The 14,369-nt window shown below is 44.8% G+C and carries 10 protein-coding genes; 2 read left to right on the forward strand and 8 right to left on the reverse strand.

What is annotated here, in order from left to right; genetic code table 11:
- Positions 1-80: 80 nt before the first annotated feature.
- A complete protein-coding gene (gene fusA / locus J4N37_RS12650) occupies positions 81-2,168 on the reverse strand; it encodes an elongation factor G (RefSeq protein WP_010450004.1) in 2,088 nt (695 codons plus the stop codon).
- A gap of 217 nt (positions 2,169-2,385) precedes the next feature.
- Positions 2,386-3,765 carry a DNA repair protein RadA gene (gene radA, locus J4N37_RS12655; protein ID WP_005439523.1) on the reverse strand — a complete coding sequence of 460 codons (1,380 nt, stop codon included), beginning with the start codon at positions 3,763-3,765 and terminating at the stop codon, positions 2,386-2,388.
- 151 nt (positions 3,766-3,916) lie between these two features.
- Here radA and J4N37_RS12660 point away from each other — a divergent pair, with 151 nt between their 5' ends.
- Positions 3,917-6,268, forward strand: a complete 2,352-nt coding sequence (locus J4N37_RS12660) for a PilZ domain-containing protein (RefSeq protein WP_171357076.1) — start codon at positions 3,917-3,919, stop codon at positions 6,266-6,268.
- A 48-nt stretch (positions 6,269-6,316) separates the two neighbouring features.
- On the opposite strand, the gene serB is transcribed toward J4N37_RS12660, so the two are convergent.
- Positions 6,317-7,297 carry a phosphoserine phosphatase gene (gene serB / locus J4N37_RS12665; RefSeq protein WP_252041104.1) on the reverse strand — a complete coding sequence of 327 codons (981 nt, stop codon included), beginning with the start codon at positions 7,295-7,297 and terminating at the stop codon, positions 6,317-6,319.
- Positions 7,298-7,388: 91 nt separating this feature from the next.
- On the opposite strand from serB, the gene J4N37_RS12670 reads away from it, so the two are divergent.
- Positions 7,389-7,994: a YtjB family periplasmic protein gene (locus J4N37_RS12670; RefSeq protein ID WP_029561031.1), complete on the forward strand. Its 606-nt coding sequence runs from the start codon at positions 7,389-7,391 to the stop codon at positions 7,992-7,994.
- Positions 7,995-8,070: 76 nt separating this feature from the next.
- Here J4N37_RS12670 and deoD read toward each other — a convergent pair whose 3' ends face one another.
- From deoD to J4N37_RS12695, 5 genes are all read right to left on the reverse strand, one after another.
- Complete coding sequence (gene deoD, locus J4N37_RS12675; RefSeq protein WP_038883842.1) at positions 8,071-8,790, reverse strand: purine-nucleoside phosphorylase; 720 nt, start codon at positions 8,788-8,790, stop codon at positions 8,071-8,073.
- Between the two features lie 144 nt (positions 8,791-8,934).
- Positions 8,935-10,155, reverse strand: coding sequence for a phosphopentomutase (locus J4N37_RS12680; protein WP_010450017.1), 1,221 nt, complete (start codon positions 10,153-10,155; stop codon positions 8,935-8,937).
- 64 nt (positions 10,156-10,219) lie between these two features.
- Positions 10,220-11,548: a thymidine phosphorylase gene (gene deoA, locus J4N37_RS12685; RefSeq protein ID WP_010450019.1), complete on the reverse strand. Its 1,329-nt coding sequence runs from the start codon at positions 11,546-11,548 to the stop codon at positions 10,220-10,222.
- A gap of 98 nt (positions 11,549-11,646) precedes the next feature.
- Positions 11,647-12,423, reverse strand: a complete 777-nt coding sequence (gene deoC, locus J4N37_RS12690) for a deoxyribose-phosphate aldolase (protein ID WP_045393953.1) — start codon at positions 12,421-12,423, stop codon at positions 11,647-11,649.
- A gap of 581 nt (positions 12,424-13,004) precedes the next feature.
- A complete protein-coding gene (locus J4N37_RS12695) occupies positions 13,005-14,288 on the reverse strand; it encodes a NupC/NupG family nucleoside CNT transporter (protein WP_010450023.1) in 1,284 nt (427 codons plus the stop codon).
- Positions 14,289-14,369 lie beyond the last annotated feature (81 nt).

The following is a 14,369-nucleotide window of genomic DNA, read 5'->3' on the forward strand; positions in this document are numbered from 1 at the left end:
CTATAGATCGGTTTACCGACAGATATTAAAAAGCCCCGCACAAGGCGGGGCTTTGAGATCTTAAAGAGTTAAATTAAGAATTACTTCTTAGCTTCGCGCTCTTTAACTTCTGCGATTACTTGCTCAGCAACGTTTGCTGGACAAGCTGCGTAGCGTGCGAACTCCATAGAGAACTGACCACGACCAGAAGTGATAGTACGTAGGTGACCGATGTAACCAAACATTTCTGATAGAGGAACGTCTGCTTTAATACGAACGCCAGTAGTACCAGCTTGTTGGTCTTTGATCATACCACGACGACGGTTAAGGTCACCGATTACGTCACCAACGTTGTCTTCTGGAGTGAACACGTCAACGTTCATGATTGGCTCAAGAAGTTGCGCGCCAGCTTTAGGCATAGACTGACGGAATGCACCTTTAGCTGCGATTTCGTAAGCGATTGCTGATGAGTCAACTGCGTGGAAACCACCGTCGAATAGTTCAACTTCAACGTCTAGAGTTGGGAAGCCAGCTAGAACACCAGTATCCATCATTGACGCAAAGCCTTTCTCAACTGCAGGCCAGAATTCTTTAGGTACGTTACCACCAACAACTGTTGACTTGAACGTGAAGCCAGAGTTTGGCTCACCTGGTTTGATACGGTAGTCGATCTTACCGAACTGACCAGAACCACCAGACTGCTTCTTGTGCGTGTAGCTATCTTCAACTGCTTGAGTGATAGTTTCACGGTAAGCTACCTGTGGAGCACCTACTTCTAGCTCAACGCCGTAAGTACGCTTAAGGATGTCTACCTTGATGTCTAGGTGAAGTTCACCCATACCTTTCAGGATAGTTTCACCTGAATCTTCATCAGTCTCAACTTGGAATGATGGATCTTCTGCAACCATTTTACCGATCGCGATACCCATTTTCTCAGTAGAACCTTTGTCTTTTGGAGAAACAGCAATAGAGATTACTGGTTCTGGGAAGATCATAGCTTCTAGAGTACATTCGTGCTTAGGATCACATAAAGTGTGACCAGTTTGAACGTTCTTCATACCTACTACAGCGATGATGTCACCAGCTTGAGCTTCTGTAAGTTCGTTACGTTCGTCAGCTTGCATCTCACACATACGACCGATACGCTCAGTCTTACCAGTTGCAGAGTTAAGGATTGTGTCACCCTTCTTCATGCGACCAGAGTAGATACGGATAAATGTTAGAGCACCGAAACGGTCGTCCATGATCTTGAACGCAAGTGCTTTTAGTGGCGCGTCAGCGTCAACTGTAGCAACTTCACCTGTCGGCTCACCAGTTTCTGGATCTGTTAGAGGTTGAGGATCAACTTCAGTTGGAGCTGGTAGGTAATCTACAACAGCGTCAAGGATAAGTTGCATGCCTTTGTTTTTGAATGCAGAACCACAGAACGTTGGGAAGAACGCTAGATCACGAGTACCTTTACGGATACAAGCTTTTAGTTGATCGATAGTCGGCTCTTCGCCTTCCATGTAAGCTTCCATTAGGTCGTCGTCTTGCTCTACAGCAGTTTCAACTAGCTCTTCACGGTACTGTTCTACGTCGTCAACCATGTCAGCTGGAACGTCTTGAATTTCGTAGTTTTCTGGTAGACCTGTGTCATCCCAAACGTAAGCTTTACGGTTTAGTACGTCTACAACACCAACGAAATCGTCTTCACGACCGATAGGTAGAGTCATAACTAGTGGGTTTGCACCTAGTACGTTCTTAACTTGGTCAACAACGCGGAAGAAGTCTGCACCCATACGGTCTAGTTTGTTTACGAAGATCAGACGAGCAACTTCTGAGTCGTTCGCGTAACGCCAGTTTGTTTCTGACTGAGGCTCAACACCACCAGAACCACAGAATACACCGATACCACCGTCAAGAACTTTAAGTGAACGGTATACTTCAACTGTAAAGTCTACGTGTCCAGGAGTGTCGATTACGTTCAGGCGGTGACCGTTCCACTCACAAGTTACTGCTGCAGACTGGATTGTAATACCACGCTCAGCTTCTTGCTCCATGAAGTCAGTTGTAGACTCGCCGTCGTGTACTTCACCAGTCTTATGGATTTTACCAGTAAGCTTCAGGATACGCTCAGTTGTGGTAGTTTTACCCGCATCAACGTGCGCGAAAATACCAATGTTTCTGTATTTTGATAAATCAGTCATTGTCTTACTCTGTTAATAAGGTATAAAGTGCGCGCAGAGTATATCACAATCTGTCAAGACGGATACCTTTGCGTGCCATTGGAACAAAAAAAATTTTAACGTCGATTTTCCACCATCAAATAATAGTCAAACTTCGCAATTTGTGTGCTTAATTCGATTATATTAAGGATAGATTCAACATTATTATTACCCCTAAAATTGGGGCACAAGATAGTGTTTACAACTCATCAAATGCTTCAATAGCCTCCGATAGTTTTTTTACACCATGGATTTGCATACCAGGAATACCGCCCTTTGGCATATTCGCAGCTGGTACGATCGCTTTCTTAAAGCCGTGCTTGAATGCTTCATTCAGACGCTCTTGGCCACTTGGTACAGGTCGAATCTCACCCGCCAAGCCAACTTCTCCAAACACGACGACATCTTTCGGCAATGGTCGGTCACGAAAGCTTGATAAAAGCGCCATAACTAAAGCAAGGTCTGCACTGGTCTCTGTGACTTTCACACCACCAACTACATTCACAAACACATCTTGGTCTGCCATTTGTAGACCACCGTGCTTATGCAGCACTGCTAATAATAGAGAAAGGCGGTTCTGTTCTAAACCTACCGCTACACGACGTGGGTTTGCCAATTGTGAGTAGTCGACCAACGCTTGAATCTCTACTAATAGAGGGCGTGTACCTTCCCAAACCACCATCACAGAAGAACCAGATGTCTCTTCTTCACCACGGGATAGGAAGATTGCCGAAGGATTATTAACCTCTTTCAGCCCCTGTCCCGTCATAGCAAAGACGCCAAGTTCGTTCACAGCACCAAAACGGTTTTTGTGGCTGCGTAAAGTACGGAAGCGGCTATCAGTACCACCATCGAGTAGTACTGAACAGTCAATAATATGCTCAAGCACTTTCGGGCCGGCAAGAGTACCATCTTTTGTTACATGACCAACAATAAATACTGCAACGTTGTTTTGCTTCGCATACCTCGTTAATGCCGTTGCCGATTCACGCACCTGCGCCACACTGCCCGGTGAAGACTGAACGTCAGACACATGCATGACTTGAATCGAGTCAATAACCATAATGCGCGGCTGTTCTTTCTCAGCGATCTGGCAAATTTTATCAACGTTGGTTTCAGACAGCATCTTAAGATGCTCTTTTGGTAAACCAAGACGAGAAGCGCGCATCGCGACTTGCTGAAGTGATTCCTCACCAGTGACGTAGAGTGTTGGCATTTGCGCAGACAACAAACACATAGTTTGCAGCAGCAATGTCGATTTACCCGCACCAGGGTTACCACCAATCAGAATTGCAGCACCAGGAACAACGCCACCACCAAGCACACGATCGAGCTCTTTAAAACCACTAGTAAACCTTGGTACTTCTTGTAAGTCGATTTCCGATAAGGTTTGAACTTTCGATTCTGTTGCTGAACCAGCATAACCACTCAAGCGTTCATTGCGCGCAACTGTCGGAGATGCCGCGATACGAACTTCGGTAATCGTATTCCACGCACCACACGCATTACACTGTCCCTGCCAACGCGGGAAGTCTGCGCCACAATCATTACAAACATACGCTCGTTTTGCTTTCGCCATGATGCCTCGATTTTTTCAACACTCGGTTTCTTCAACAAATGTGACCAAGCACCGCCATGTCATACCTTATATGACACGAAGTATTGATATACTTAAGTTTCGCTTTGCTTAGCCGATATAATCTAAATAACGACATACTTTAACAGAAATAATGCAGCAATCTGAAATACTCTCTTTAGCAGAAAGACTCATCCCTGTTTATGGCTCGAACGACTTTGACTTCGTTTTAGGTCAATTAACTGAGGGAGAAGCGCCTTCAGCCAAAATCTTGGTTAAGATGGAACTAAAGCGCATCATGACTCCTTGCACAAAAAGTATTGATTTACGTGGGCGAGTAAAAGGAGAATGCCGAGAGTATGTTTTAGATGGCATTGCACACTGGTTAGACGACGTTGCCTTTAATGCTTACCACAAAAACATCAAAAGGTTTGGTGGCTATACAGAAGGTGTTTGGGAAACCTTAGTCAACACTCGGAACAATTTTCGAGTTATGGGGAACTCAAATGCTGCTAATCAAGCAACCCTACTCACTGATCCTAAGAGTCCGTTCCTTTCTGAACCAGTGCATCTTGGTTATGATCTAAAGCGCCAAGAAAAGCGATTGAGAGTACAATCACAAGTAGAGATAAAGTTAGCAAAAGGTCAAGTTCTACACGGGCTAAGCATTGATCTCTCAAGCTCAGGGGCAAAATTTAAAGTACCAAGTGCTTTTAAGTACGCACTTGGTGAAATCATCCAAGTTACCTTCAGTGAAATTGCAGGGAAATCTCAAGTTACAGGTATAGAAAAGCCTCTTGAGTATCGAGTCTTAGCAGTGGATGATTGCTATGAGAATGACTCTGTAAAATATCTAAGAACGTTACGTCTTACTGATACCAACATCATCGCACGTGTGATTGATGAAGCACTAAACAGCGCGTCAAAAAGAGCAAGGCACGATAATCAAGACAAGATTATTCGAGCAAGGACAAGGGGATACGAGCACATCGCCTTAAAGCACACTGGTAATTTGCCGCTGTTTTTTGAAGGCAGTAAGTTAAAGCTTGCGATGCTAACACCAAATAATCAGAAGTTGTGGCAATACTGGCATGATGAACGAAACCAACAAAGCCTTGGTGCGCTATTTAACCCTCAAAGGGTGGCAAGCCTTATAAAAGCCGGAGTGAAAGGTGCAAGTAACGTACTCTATTCTTTCACTCATGAACACGAAGGCAAGGTTTACTTCTACTCAATGCTCATGCCAGAGGCAACTCGAGAGCAAAGGCAGCTTTTCTGGCATCTAGGCGCGCGTAGGAAAAGTTGGAAAGCATTTCGCATTTCAATCTTTGAACTATCGAAAAAAGAAAAAGAAGATCTAGCTGCTTTTTCAACAGAGCTAGCCAACAGCTCGGAGTCGCTCTCCCACGTCGGCATCTTACAAGAGATATCCGATTTCAATGCCGGAGCAGATTACTTACTTACTGAAAAACCTCGCTTGCCAGCAAATACCTTGAATAATTTCCGCCACCCAAGAAAAGTGGTTGGCAATCCGAAAGGCATCTACTTCGACGCACGCTCTCGACGCAAAGAACCAAGGTATCGCTTTAAGACACCATTAGTGTTAACAGCCTCAGACAAAATACAGTCATCAGGCTATACATTAGACCTATCGAAGAGAGGACTTGGGCTAATCCTTGATACACCAACGCCATTACGTTCTGGCCAAGAGGTAAGAGTCAATTTTAGAGAGCTGCAACTCTACGATAAAAAGCTTCCACTCAGTGAGGTTCCCTATCGCGTCATTCGTGTTAGCCCTGATGGCAAAGGCGTTCAATTAGTTATCGATGAGAATAGTAAGACGATCAAAGTTATCGCATTCCTCAACAGTATTATCGAACACAATCAAGATAAGCTGATACCACAAAAAGAACTATTACCAAGCAATGCGTTATTAGAGCGGCTGCATTGTGTTTTGCTTTCGCGAATTGTGAGTACACCAATATTTGTCAGCAAGCAAAGCTCATCGACAATAAAAACACCCGTAATGGGAGTGAACTTCCCATTACCGAAACACGTCGAACTGTTCGCTCGTCTAGGACACAAACAGCATTACTCTCTTGAGCCGCTGTTTAAAGGTCGTTCCAGCACATTAATCGCAGAGCCTATCAAGCGTATCGATGGCGCTCAGGCCAAACATCATGACGCTTATATTAGGGTTGAGTACACCGGTAAAAAAATTACTGGCATTCAGTCAAAGCTTCACGGTGAATTTTCCAGCATAAAAGAACGAATAATGTTCATCAAGAAAGCACGTATGGCGGGAGAGTTTCTTGCGGTTAGAATCTCCAGCGCACCGATTTTTGATGCAATGACTTCATTACTGGAAAAAGATTTGAGTGACTTAACTCAATTTGGCGTTCATCAAGCAAGCAAGCTAGAGAAAGAACTCACTGCACTCGTTGGTTATATCGAATTAGAAGACATCACTGAAGAAGTTCTCATTCGATTGGAGTTAACACAATAAAGAAACACCGCCATCTGGCGGTGTTTCTTTATTTGGAAGAAGATCCAATTAAGGTTTCGCTTTCCAGCTGATTTTCTGTTGTTTAACCAACACCCCAGAAAGAATACACAGTACACCGCCAAGACCTGCGAATCGCACTGCGGTTTGCGCTTGTTCTTCAACCTTAGGTTTGGCGTGATAAGCAACCCCAAGGCCTGCCGCAGCCATCATCACCAAATCATTTGCACCGTCACCGACTGCGACGGTATTGTGTTGCTCAATCTCGTACTCTTCTGCAAGCTCGACCAAAATGTCGGCTTTGGTTTGTGCAGAAACGACATCACCCAAAACTTCGCCAGTCAGCTTACCATCAATAATTTCCAACTGATTAGACTGAGCAAAATCTAAGCGAACCTTGTCTTTGATAAAGTCGGAGAAATAGGTAAAGCCACCTGAGGCAATGGCAGTCTTCCAGCCCAATGCATTAAAGGTAGTAATCAAGGCCTCGAAATCTGGCATAAATGGCAGTTGGCTACGCACCTGCTCTAAAATCGATTCATCAGCACCTTTTAACTTACCCACACGCTGACGCAAACTTTGTTCAAAATCCAATTCACCTTGCATAGCACGCTCAGTCACTTCTGCGACTTCTTCGCCCACACCAGCAAGTTTAGCAATTTCATCAATACACTCTATTTGAATTGCCGTTGAGTCCATATCAAACACGACCAACCCTGGTGCAGATAGATCCGGCACTTCATTTAATGAAGCGTAATCCAGCTTTAAGCTTTGTAGTATGGTTTCATGCTCTGGTGTAAGGTTGCCCGCCATTAATGCCACTTCATACTGACCGACTTTCCACGTATCTAAAATTGGGTTGTAGAAGCCTGTATAGAAATCGATATCTTCAAAATTGCGGGGCTCAAGATGTTCACCAAACACAATCCAATTCGCCTTAGCTTTATCGAGCTGTGTAGCAAAGCGAGTTTCAGGTAGTCGTTTTAAAAGAGTCGTATGCCTTCTGATAGGCAAGCTTTTTGACGCGTCCATGTATATAATCCCTTATGACTTTGCTAAAACGTTACCCTAACAATCTAAAAAGGCAAGTCTTTGTTTTATGTTGAACGGATGAGTAATAGCTATGAGTGAATCCTTATTCTCGGTAAGAAATGCCTTGCGAATACTCGCACTGATTTTGTTATGTGTGATGTTTTTTATCACCATCAAAAACAGTGTCGTAATCAGTAAAGGTAATGAGAAAATTCAGGCCCAGCAACTAGAGACACTCACGAAGGTATTGATCTCACAAGCTTCCCTGTCGGCGAGTGAAATGATCATTAACAAAGATCAAGAACGCTTACTAAAGCTCACCAATCAATTAGCACAAGATCGTTTAGTTTTTGATGCCACTATTTATGACGCTGAAGGTATTCGCTTAGCTTCCAGCGAAAAGGCGCTATCTGTACGTGAGGTGTTAGGACTGGACACACCACTGGCCACAGCCTCTATTGGTCGTCAGCAGTTGGTGGAACCTGTATACGCTGACAATGCACTTATTGGATTTGTGCGCGTCACCTTTGAAACAGGACGTGTTACCGCAATATCTGACCACCACTATCGTAAAAGTGATCGCTACATGTACATGATGATACTCATGAGTTTTGTGGGTGGAATGCTATTTATTATGATTTTACGTCGACAGACAATCCGCCGTAAGAAAGGGGAAAACCTGCTGCTGACCAAGTAATTCGAAAAGCGAATTCAGAAAATAAAACAGCCCGCATGATGCGGACTGTTTGCTTTTATAATTTACAGCAAGAAGATTACTCTTCATCACCTAATAGAACGGAATCAAGTGCAATGATCATCATGTCATTGAACGTAGTTTGACGCTCTTCAGATGTGGTTTGCTCGCCAGTTTTGATATGGTCAGAAACAGTACAAATAGTCAGCGCTTTTGCACCGTACTCAGCTGCAACACCGTAGATACCAGCCGCTTCCATTTCAACACCCACAATGCCGTACTTGTCCATTACTTCGAACATTTCTGGATCAGGTGTGTAGAATAGCTCTGCAGAGAATAGGTTACCTACTTTTACGTCTACACCGCGTGCTTTTGCTGCTTCTTCTGCTGCGCGAACCATTTTGTAGTCAGCGATAGCAGCGAAGTCATGACCTTTAAAGCGGATACGGTTAACTTTAGAGTCCGTACAAGCACCCATGCCAATCACAACATCACGCACTTTGATGTCTTCGTTTACCGCACCACAACTACCTACACGAATCACTTTCTTTACACCGAAGTCTTTGATCAGCTCAGTAACGTAGATTGAACATGATGGGATACCCATACCGTGGCCCATTACCGAGATCTTACGACCTTTGTAAGTACCGGTGTAGCCGAACATATTACGAACGTCACACACTTGAACTACATCTTCAAGGAAAGTCTCTGCGATGTATTTAGCACGTAGCGGATCACCCGGCATTAGAACGACGTCTGCGAAAGCACCCTTTTCTGCGTTGATATGTGGAGTTGCCATGTTTCTTTTCCTTAACCTGTCTCTAGCGATCCGCACTGCTACTGGCGGCTTTGGCTAGAATATTCTCATTTCCGACAAGCAACATTTTTATGCTGCCAACATAAAACTAGGAGCATGATGCTCCTAGTTTTCAAACCTAACTAATTATAGGAAGTTCTTACCGTAATCCATTGGAGAAGTACCGAAGTAACTTGCCAATGTTTGACCGATATCTGCAAAGCTATCACGACGGCCTAGTGAACCTGCTGGTACCTTCTTACCGTAAACAATCACAGGGATGTGTTCACGTGTATGGTCAGTACCTGGCCATGTTGGATCACAACCGTGGTCGGCCGTTAGGATAAGCACATCGTCTTCTTCCATTAGCTCAAGTACTTCGTTAATGCGACCATCGAAGTACTCAAGTGCAGCTGCGTAGCCCGCTACATCACGGCGGTGACCGTAAGCAGAGTCGAAGTCCACGAAGTTAGTGAATACGATTGTGTTGTCACCCGCTTCTTTGATTTGCTCTAGCGTAGCTTCGAACAATGCAGGGATACCAGTCGCTTTCACTTTCTTAGTGATGCCGCAGTTTGCGTAGATATCAGCAATCTTACCGATAGAAACCACATCACCTTGCTTCTCTTCAACAAGCTTCTGTAGAACGGTTGCTGATGGTGGCTCAACAGAAAGATCACGACGGTTGCCCGTACGCTCGAATTGACCTTTACCAGCACCGATGAATGGACGCGCGATAACACGACCGATGTTGTAATCTTCTAGCTCTTCACGTGCGATTTGGCAAAGCTCTAGTAGGCGGTCTAGACCGAATGTCTCTTCGTGACATGCGATTTGGAATACTGAGTCAGCAGACGTGTAGAAAATTGGCTGGCCAGTCTTCATGTGCTCTTCACCAAGATCATCAAGAACTTGTGTGCCTGATGCGTGGCAGTTGCCAAGGAAGCCGTCTAGACCAGCACGTTCAAGAATACGGTCAGTCAGCTCTTTCGGGAAGCTGTTCGCTTTGTCAGTGAAGTAGCCCCAATCAAAAAGAACAGGTACACCAGCGATTTCCCAGTGACCAGACGGCGTGTCTTTACCAGAAGAAAGCTCCGCTGCGTGACCGTAAGCACCGATGATTTCTGCATCTGCGTCTAGGCCAGGTGCAAAGCGACCTGTAGACTCTTTATGCGCCATTGCCAGACCTAACTTAGATAGGTTTGGAAGACGAAGTGCGCCTTGGCGCTGATCGTTGTTTGCTAAGCCTTGCTCACATTGGTCAGCAATATGACCAAGTGTATCTGAACCTACATCACCAAATTGCTCAGCATCTGCTGCTGCGCCGATGCCGAATGAGTCTAGTACTAAAATAAATGCTCTTTTCATTGCTCGTTCCTTAGGCCCACTCGGCTTCTTATTATGGTGAGTAGGCCTTGTGTAATATTACTTATTAAAGATCTTCTGCTCGGATTTGGCGGTAAACCTCTGGTGTTGGTGTGTATTCGCCACCAACTTTAATTGCACTGCGAAGTGCTTTTGCTGCTTCTTCCCACTGCTCTTCTGTGCGAGCGTGGATAACAGCAAGAGGCTTATCGCTATCTGCCACTTCACCTAAACGGATGAAGTTGTCAAAACCAACTGCGTAGTCGATTTCGTCTGTCGCAACACGGCGACCGCCACCCATAGAAACAACAGCCATACCGATAGCACGTGTATCCATCGCAGACACTACGCCAGTTTCTGTTGCGTATACAGGCTTGATGATTTCAGCTTTCTCTAGGTAATTATCGTAGTTTTCTACGAAGTCAGCAGGGCCACCTAGGCCAGCTACCATCTTACCGAAGCACTCAGCCGCTTTACCGTTGTCTAGCGCTTCCATCAGTTTCGCGCGTGCGTCTTCTGTGTTCTCAGCAAGTTTGCCAAGTACCAACATTTCTGCACATGATGCCATTGTTACTTCAAGTAAACGTGGGTTACGGTATTCACCTGTTAGGAAGCGAACCGCTTCGCGTACTTCCACTGCGTTACCCGCAGAAGAAGCCAATACTTGGTTCATGTCCGTAAGGATTGCGGTAGTCTTAGTGCCAGCACCGTTTGCTACTGCAACGATAGATTTTGCTAGCTCTTCAGACGCTTCGTAAGTTGGCATGAATGCGCCAGAACCTACTTTTACGTCCATTACTAGCGACTCAAGACCTGCTGCTAGCTTCTTAGATAGAATAGAAGCAGTGATCAGTGAAATGTTATCCACTGTTGCTGTGATATCACGAGTTGCGTAAACGCGTTTGTCAGCTGGTGCAAGATCGCCAGTTTGGCCGATGATTGCGACACCTGCGTCTTTAGTAACATCACCAAAAACTTCGTTAGTTGGTGTGATGTTGTAGCCAGGGATAGACTCAAGTTTATCCAGCGTACCGCCTGTGTGGCCCAGACCACGGCCAGAGATCATAGGAACGAAACCACCACATGCTGCCACCATTGGACCAAGCATTAGTGAAGTAACGTCACCCACACCACCTGTAGAGTGTTTATCAACAATCGGGCCACCAAAGTTCATGTGGCTCCAGTCGATAACCATACCAGAGTCACGCATTGCACACGTTAGTGCGATACGCTCAGGCATTGTCATCTCATTGAAGAAAATAGTCATAGCAAACGCAGCGATCTGACCTTCAGATACTGTGTTGTTTGCTACGCCTTGAATAAAGAAGTTGATTTCGTCGGCAGTTAAAACTTCGCCATCACGTTTTTTACGAATAATTTCTTGTGGTAAATACATTAGTGCCTCCCACGCTCGTTATGAGCCATGGTTAAAGTAGGATAAAGAGGTTTGGTAGCACCAAAAACTGGTGCTACCGTTCAGACGTATTGTTGGAATTAGTAAGCTGTTGGATCAGCAACTTCGTCCGATACTTCTAATGTATTTAGTAGGTTTGTTAGCAGGCTAGACGCACCAAAACGGTAATGACGAGCATCTACCCAGTTGTCACCTAGGATTTCGTCAGCCATTGCTAGGTATGCTGCTGCATCTTCAGCAGTGCGCACACCACCTGCTGGTTTGAAACCAACAGTTTCTGCAACACCCATATCACGAATAACTTCAAGCATCATGCGAGCGTATTCTGGAGTCGCGTTTACTGGCACTTTACCAGTTGAAGTTTTAATGAAGTCAGCACCTGCTTCGATACAGATTTGTGATGCTTTCTTAATTAGCGCTTCTTCTTTTAGTTCACCTGTTTCGATGATCACTTTAAGAAGGATATCACCACAAGCTTCTTTACATTGCTTAACTAGTTCGAAGCCAACTTTCTCATCACCCGCCATTAGAGCGCGGTATGGGAAAACAACGTCAACTTCGTCTGCACCGTAAGCGACAGCCGCTTTAGTTTCAGCAACAGCGATTTCAATATCGTCGTTACCGTGTGGGAAGTTCGTTACTGTTGCAATACGAACTTCTGGCGTACCTTGCTCACGAAGTGTCTTCTTAGCAATAGGAATAAAGCGAGGGTAAATACAAATTGCAGCTGTGTTGCCTACTGCTGTTTTCGCGTCATGACATAGTGAGATCACTTTTGCATCAGTGTCGTCATCATTCAGCGTAGTTAGGTCCATAAGTTTTAGTGCACGTAGCGCTGCTGCTTTTAAATCGCTCATTTCTATCTCCGATCAATATTCAAAAAATTCACTACTCAGCCTCACATCACTTCTCTAACTATAATCAACAAGTCGAGACAGTGTGAGAAATTGGCTAAACAGTCTATTAATGAACGGACTTGGTTCCCTGAAGACTCGGCATATACAGCGAATAATTCATATGCCAATTGCTATCCTTGTCACCGCACAGTACCAGTTTGGCCTATGGCACAACAATCTATGATTGCGGTGTCTTTAATATCACATCAAACAATAAAACTCTTGCTAGATTTGATATTGAGGGCAAATCATTTGCCCATCGAGTATGTAGTATTCATGGAGTGATTAAGTAATAACCTTAACCGCTATCCTGTGATTACTACATTATAGATATTCACCGCAAAACTGTAGCACCAAATAGAGCGCAAACGGTTTGTATCTCAAAATTTTCCGGCCTCTATTCCACCAACTTCGTAAGCCACTCACGTAGACCTGCGTGCGGTAGAATTTTTTAGGTCCAAAAAACGAAAAATGCCCCGCAGCAATTTCTTGCTACAGGGCATGGTTTAAAACGGCGTCTATATATTAAGAACCGATTCTAATTAAAGTGCTGCAAGGCTAAGGCAGAAACCTGCGATAGTAGCTGCCATTAGGTTAGACAACGTACCAGCAAGAACTGCTTTAATACCCATGCGAGCGATATCTGAACGACGGTTTGGTGCAAGGCTACCTAGACCACCAAGTAGGATCGCGATAGAAGAAAGGTTCGCGAAGCCACATAGTGCGAATGAGATGATAGCTGTTGTCTTCTCAGACATTACTTCACCAGTTGCTGCAACTACTTGAGCGCTTTCACCTAGGTAAGGTGTGAAGTTCAAGTAAGCAACGAATTCGTTGATAACTAGTTTCTGACCGATGAATGAACCAGCAACAACTGCTTCGTTCCAAGGAACACCGATTAGGAATGCTAGTGGAGAGAATGCGTAACCTAGGATTAGCTCTAGTGTTAGTTCAGGCATACCGAACCAACCACCGATGCCACCTAGCATACCGTTAACAAGAGCAATAAGACCTACGAACGCGATTAGCATTGCACCAACGTTTAGCGCAAGTTGTAGACCAGAAGCCGCACCGCCCGCTGCTGCGTCGATTACGTTAGCTGGTTTGTCGTCGCCACCGTCCATTGCTTCTTCGATGTCTTCGTGAGGCTTATCAGTCTCAGGGTGAAGAATCTTAGCGAATAGTAGACCACCTGGTGCTGCCATGAATGATGCTGCTACTAGGTACTCTAGAGGAACACCCATTGAAGCGTAACCTGCTAGTACACCACCAGCTACAGATGCTAGACCACCACACATTACCGCGAATAGCTCAGATTGAGTCATCTTAGGTACGAATGGACGAACAACTAGAGGTGCTTCAGTTTGACCTACGAAAATGTTAGCTGCAGCAGACATTGATTCCGCGCGAGAAGTGCCAAGCGCTTTTTGTAGTGCACCACCAAGAATCTTGATAACCCACTGCATTGCGCCAATGTAGTAAAGAACTGAAATCAGTGCTGAGAAGAAGATCAGTGTAGGAAGAACGCGGAATGCGAAGATGAAGCCGCCGCCGCCGAATACTTCGAACATCTTGTCAGAAACAAGACCACCGAATAGGAATGATGAACCATTGTTACCGTAGTTGATAACGTTAGAAACACCAGTAGAGAAACCGTTCAGTAGATCACGGCCCCAAGGTACATAAAGAACAAATGCACCTAATGCGAATTGGATAGCAAATGCGCCACCCACAGTTCTTAGATTGATAGCTTTACGGTTATTAGAAAATGCAAATGCAATAGCAAGAAGCACTACCATACCGACTAGGCTCATAAACAGGCTCATAGTTTATGACTTCCTTATAAGTTATTTGTTGGCGTGTTACAAAATGGAGCTATAAAGCGGGGGCAATTATACTCATCCAGA

It is taken from the genome of Vibrio sp. SCSIO 43153 (assembly GCF_023716625.1).
Taxonomy (GTDB): Bacteria; Pseudomonadota; Gammaproteobacteria; order Enterobacterales; family Vibrionaceae; genus Vibrio; species Vibrio rotiferianus.

What these genes read in the sequence shown, in the direction of transcription:
- fusA (WP_010450004.1), bottom strand. Translation starts at nt 2,168, where the DNA reads ATGACTGATTTATCAAAATACAGAAACATTGGTATTTTCGCGCACGTT.
- radA (WP_005439523.1), bottom strand. Translation starts at nt 3,765, where the DNA reads ATGGCGAAAGCAAAACGAGCGTATGTTTGTAATGATTGTGGCGCAGAC.
- J4N37_RS12660 (WP_171357076.1), top strand. Translation starts at nt 3,917, where the DNA reads ATGCAGCAATCTGAAATACTCTCTTTAGCAGAAAGACTCATCCCTGTT.
- serB (WP_252041104.1), bottom strand. Translation starts at nt 7,297, where the DNA reads ATGGACGCGTCAAAAAGCTTGCCTATCAGAAGGCATACGACTCTTTTA.
- J4N37_RS12670 (WP_029561031.1), top strand. Translation starts at nt 7,389, where the DNA reads ATGAGTGAATCCTTATTCTCGGTAAGAAATGCCTTGCGAATACTCGCA.
- deoD (WP_038883842.1), bottom strand. Translation starts at nt 8,790, where the DNA reads ATGGCAACTCCACATATCAACGCAGAAAAGGGTGCTTTCGCAGACGTC.
- J4N37_RS12680 (WP_010450017.1), bottom strand. Translation starts at nt 10,155, where the DNA reads ATGAAAAGAGCATTTATTTTAGTACTAGACTCATTCGGCATCGGCGCA.
- deoA (WP_010450019.1), bottom strand. Translation starts at nt 11,548, where the DNA reads ATGTATTTACCACAAGAAATTATTCGTAAAAAACGTGATGGCGAAGTT.
- deoC (WP_045393953.1), bottom strand. Translation starts at nt 12,423, where the DNA reads ATGAGCGATTTAAAAGCAGCAGCGCTACGTGCACTAAAACTTATGGAC.
- J4N37_RS12695 (WP_010450023.1), bottom strand. Translation starts at nt 14,288, where the DNA reads ATGAGCCTGTTTATGAGCCTAGTCGGTATGGTAGTGCTTCTTGCTATT.